This window comes from Bradyrhizobium sp., from assembly GCF_049798375.1.
Taxonomy (GTDB): Bacteria; Pseudomonadota; Alphaproteobacteria; order Rhizobiales; family Xanthobacteraceae; genus Bradyrhizobium.
Window position 1 is genome coordinate 1 of record NZ_JBARGP010000105.1, and the last position, 4,496, is coordinate 4,496.

Annotated in this window: 5 protein-coding genes; 1 reads left to right on the top strand and 4 read right to left on the bottom strand. The window is 61.5% G+C overall.

Translation table 11 applies throughout. The features are described 5' to 3' along the window. The 4 genes from WA702_RS04805 to WA702_RS04820 form a co-directional block, all read right to left on the bottom strand. The coding region (locus WA702_RS04805; protein ID WP_425109391.1) for a four-helix bundle copper-binding protein at positions 1–350 on the bottom strand (350 nt) is incomplete at its 3' end. 111 nt (positions 351–461) lie between these two features. Continuing rightward, positions 462–1,601 (bottom strand): YihY/virulence factor BrkB family protein, encoded by a 1,140-nt coding sequence (locus WA702_RS04810; RefSeq protein ID WP_425109392.1) that lies wholly within the window; start codon positions 1,599–1,601, stop codon positions 462–464. A gap of 247 nt (positions 1,602–1,848) precedes the next feature. Beyond that, complete coding sequence (locus WA702_RS04815; protein ID WP_425109393.1) at positions 1,849–2,124, bottom strand: hypothetical protein; 276 nt, start codon at positions 2,122–2,124, stop codon at positions 1,849–1,851. A gap of 222 nt (positions 2,125–2,346) precedes the next feature. Next, positions 2,347–2,622, bottom strand: a complete 276-nt coding sequence (locus tag WA702_RS04820; RefSeq protein ID WP_425109394.1) for a hypothetical protein — start codon at positions 2,620–2,622, stop codon at positions 2,347–2,349. A 699-nt stretch (positions 2,623–3,321) separates the two neighbouring features. On the opposite strand from WA702_RS04820, the gene WA702_RS04825 reads away from it, so the two are divergent. Beyond that, positions 3,322–4,371, top strand: a complete 1,050-nt coding sequence (locus WA702_RS04825) for a sugar-binding transcriptional regulator (RefSeq protein ID WP_425109395.1) — start codon at positions 3,322–3,324, stop codon at positions 4,369–4,371. Positions 4,372–4,496: the final 125 nt, after the last annotated feature.

Here is a 4,496-nt window from a genome sequence, read left to right on the forward strand (position 1 = left end):
GCCTCGGCACAGATGCGGCAGTGCTCGTGCATCTTGGCGTGCTTGCCGCATTCCTCGGCGCAGAGTCGACAAGCGGCCGCACAGGCCTCGATCATCCGGCGGATCATCTCCTTGTCTGAGCCGGTGCGCCGAGTCGCGATCCGACCGGTGATGTTGCAGATATCAGCGCAATCGAGATCGAGCCGGATGCACTGGGTCAGCGACTTCACACTGTCCTCGGCAAGGCAGGCATCGGCACAGGAGGTGCAGGTCTGGGCGCACGAATAGCACTCCTCGATGCAATTGATCAGGACATCGTCGGTCTGACCGCGGACCTGCGGGTGGCTGCTGAGCATCTCTTGGGCATGCATGGGAGACTCCATCGGAGCGTGAATCGCGAGAGCGACAGCCAGAGAATGTTTCAGGCCCTGAAAGGTTCTTATCTCACATCGAGATGAGAACCGGTTTCCGGGCAGAGCGGCTTATCCCTGCGCCGCACCGACGGTGTCTGCGACGCGTGCCCCCCGTCCGCCTATCGGCCTCGGCGATCCCGTCGTGGTATCGCGCGCGGTCTGATGCTCCATTTCGGCGTCGACTTCCGCGCCCAACAAAATCACGATCGCAGAAATCCACAGCCAGGTCATGAAGCCGATGACGGCACCGAGCGATCCGTAGGTCTCGTTGAACTTGCCGAAATTGGCCGCGTACCAGGAGAATAACCCGGAGATGCCGAGCCAGAGCAGGGCGGCGATGGCGCTGCCCCAGGTGATCCAGCGCCATCGCGCCGTTTCGCGGCTTGGACCGTACCGATAGATGACGGCGAGCGCGAATGCGATGACCAGATACATCGCCGGCCAGCGGCCGACGCGGACGAGCAGGTCGCCCGCATTGGACAAGCCGATATATTTGAGCAGGACGGGGACCACGACGATCGAGCCGAGTGCCGCGAGAATGAAAAGCACGCCGCCTATCGTGAAGCCGAGCGAGATCGCGTTCAACGTCACGAAGCCACGCTTCTCGTCTTCGCCGTGGACGATGTTGAGTGTGTCGAACAGCGATTTCATCGCCGCGTTTGCACTCCACAGCGAGGTACCGAGCCCGATCACGAAGGTCAATCCGAGCGTTTGAGAGCCCTTGGAGGCGACGCGTGTGAGTTGATCGCGTGCAATTTCGATGGCGCCGCCGGGCAGAAATCCACCGAGTTGATCGAGGTGGCGCGCAATGGTCGACGGATCCGAGAACAGGCCGTAGATCGCGACCAGTGCGGCAAGCGCTGGAAAGATGGCCAAGATGCTGTAGTAGGTCATGCCTGCCGCAAGGGCCAGGATCCGGTGCTTCGATATGTTCGCATAGGCACGCAGCAGAATGTCCTTCCAGCCACGCGCGGGAATCTCCGATGGCGACGCCGCCTGGCGTCCGTGATCGTCAGCTTCCTGGCCCTGCTTTCCAATGGTGTGGCCCGGCCGAGCCTCAAGCGAGCTGTCCGGCGCCTGTGGAAAGAGGTATTCGGATGCGAGGGCAACGCCGAGCATGGCCAGGAGTGACGCCACGGCCCAGCGGCTCGACGATTCGGAACCATATGGATTGGTGCGCCTGCTCACCATCGCCTCGATTGCGCTCATTGTTGTCTTCAAAGACAGAACGAGCAGGTGAGAAGGAACGTTCCTTCGATCACGAAAGGCGTTGCGGCATATTGCGCGCAACCGCACATGTCGTGCGCCGGCACGATGGGCCTGATCGGGGAAGCCCCCGCCGACATTTTATGTTGGGCGGCAGATCATCGACGGAGACCGAGGCATTGTCGGAGCTCGTGCAGAGCGGCCGAAGGCACTGGTGCAGCCGACCGGGGCGTGGTCGACGTCGACATCCTCAATGTAGTCTTGCGGTACGTAACCGATCGAGCTGAGATCGTGTTGCCTGCACCACGAGTCCTTCAGGCCATGGCGCTCGGCCAAAATGATCCAAGGCCTGGTTCTTTGCCAGGATGAGCCGCAAGCAGCCATCCAGGGCATCATCGGCAAACAATTGCTCGGAAGAGCAGGCGGCAGCCGTCAGCTCGACCAAGGCGCGAACGAACTCCGTCAGCGCAGCATTGTCGTCGGTTGTTCCGCCATGCGGCGATTCGCTCTGCTTCTTGCGTCGCATCGGGATCCGTTTGGTTGCTTTATAGGGGAATCGCGGGGCCGCGCGACATCATCAATGCATATGTCCGCGCGAAAGTGTTGTCGCCAACATGCGTTAATGTACGTATTGTCGGCGGCATCGTGAATAAGCCGGCTCGCTTTCACGTCGGCAAGGTGAGAATGGTTCAGCAGGCTGGCGCTTGTCGATCCCGGCAACGTCGGCAGGCAGCTGACATCGGCACGCCTAATGCCGCTGTGCCATGCGTAGCGCGGTGAAGTGGGATCGCGCCACTTGCGTCAGAAGATCTTCGGGCCATGGCGTTCCACCCAAATCGAGCAGGCCGCGATTCTTTGCCAGGATCAGGCGCAAGCAGTCGTTCAGCGCATCGTCAGCGAATAGTTGCTCGGCTGAACAATCTGCGGTGGCAATTTCGACCAAAACGCGAATGAAGTCGTGCATCGTCGCGTTGTCGTCGGCCGAATTGGCGGACGAACGTCCAATCAGCGTTGTGCGGGGCATCTAGTCAACGTGGTTGTTTCCAGAAGACCAGATACGAACGGAATCACGACAGGTTTCAAACATATCGGCTCCGCATTGAGGGTAACGAGTGGTGCCGCTCACGAGCGTTTTTAATCATGTTCGCCAAAAGTTGCGGTCGTCTGCGCTTCGCGATTTTGGCCCGATAAGCACTGCAGCATGCACTGATCGCGCGCCAGCTTGGGGGCAGCCTCACACTCGATGGCCAGAAGGGCCGGAGCGCACGCGGTCGATCTTGTCCTACAGGTCCTGCGGGCTGTCGCCATCGTAGCCGAGCAAGCGCGAATTCGCCCATTGGTCGCTGGCCGGCGGAAGCTGCCGGCTTCGGCAAAGGACGGCGATCAGGCCTGCAGCGACGGCTGGGACCGGCAACCAGCTTTCCAGCTCGCGGTGCCGGCCAGGATCGGACGGAGAAACATCATCAGTGCACGACCGCAAGGCTGCAGGCCAATACGGCCTCGCGCATCACCACGTCGATGATCGCATCTAACTAGCTTTTCCGAGATGGTGATTGGCGCTGATAGACTGAGCGCCAGCAAGGCTTGGTGCCGCAATCGCAGCGCTTGCGGCCAACGCGCGGTCGGGGACGCATTTTCGCATTGCAAAATCGCAGCCCATGATTGACAGGTGAACGCTCGTGTGAAAATTTACGCTTGCTGAAAAAAATTACAGGGTGGAGATGTGAGCGCCAGCGATCGGCCCGTTTCGCCGTTTGATGACGATGCGAGCCTCGCGTCGCGGGCCGCTTGGCTGCACTACGCCGGCGGACTCACCCAGGGAGAGATCGCGTCCCGCCTCAACATTCCTGCCATCAAGGCGCACCGGCTGATCGCGCGTGCCGGGCGCGAAGGCCTGATCCGCATTTTCGTCGACGGGGCCGTGGCGGACTGTGTCAAATCAGAGGAAGCACTCAAAGAGCGGTTCCAGCTCGACACGGTTCAGGTGACGCCCGATCTCGGTGAGCCCGGCCTGCCACTCAAGGCCTTGGCGTTCTCAGGTGCGAGCTACCTCCATGCGGTCCTGCAGCGTGATGCGGGCCAGATCATCGGGATCGGCCATGGCCGTACTCTGGCTGCTGTCGTCAGGCATTTGCCGACGATGCCGACATCGGAAGTCAAATTCGTGTCGCTGCTCGGCGGCCTGACCCGGAAATTCTCGGCGAGCCCGTTTGACGTCATTCATCTCATTGCCGAGCGGACCGACAGCGAAGCCTATCTGATGCCGGTCCCGCTCTATGCCAACAGCGCCGCGGACCGCGCGGTGCTGCTCGCGCAACTTGGCATCTCGGCGGTGTTCGATCTGGCGCGGCGGGCGGACCTGATGCTGGTCGGCATCGGCGAGGCGCGGCCGAGCGGATCGCTGGTGCAGACCGGAATGATCCGGCCCGACGAGGTCGCAGAGCTCGAGCGTGCCGGCGTCGCCGGCGAGATGCTCGGGCATTTCTTCGATGCCGACGGCAACATCGTCGAGACCGAATTGTCCAGCCGGTCGATCTCGCTGTCGCCGCGGGATCTGCGTGGCCGCAACATCGTGGCGATCGCAGGAGGGCCGGGCAAGGTCGAAGGCATCCGCGCCGCATTGGCCAGCGGACTTTTGAAAGGACTCATCACCGATGAACTCACCGCGCGCCGTCTCGTCGATGAGCGGGGTGCGGTTGTTCCCGACAAAAAGAACGGCACAGGCCGTCGCGTCAAAACGCAGAAAAAAGCAAAGGGAGTGAAACATGACTGACAGAATTAAGGATCTGTTCGACGCCTATGCGGCTGGTCGTGTCAGCCGTCGAGATCTGATGCGCGGCGCCGCCCGTCTCGGCGTCACCGCGGCAACCGCCAACTTGATGCTGGGGTCCTCGCTGG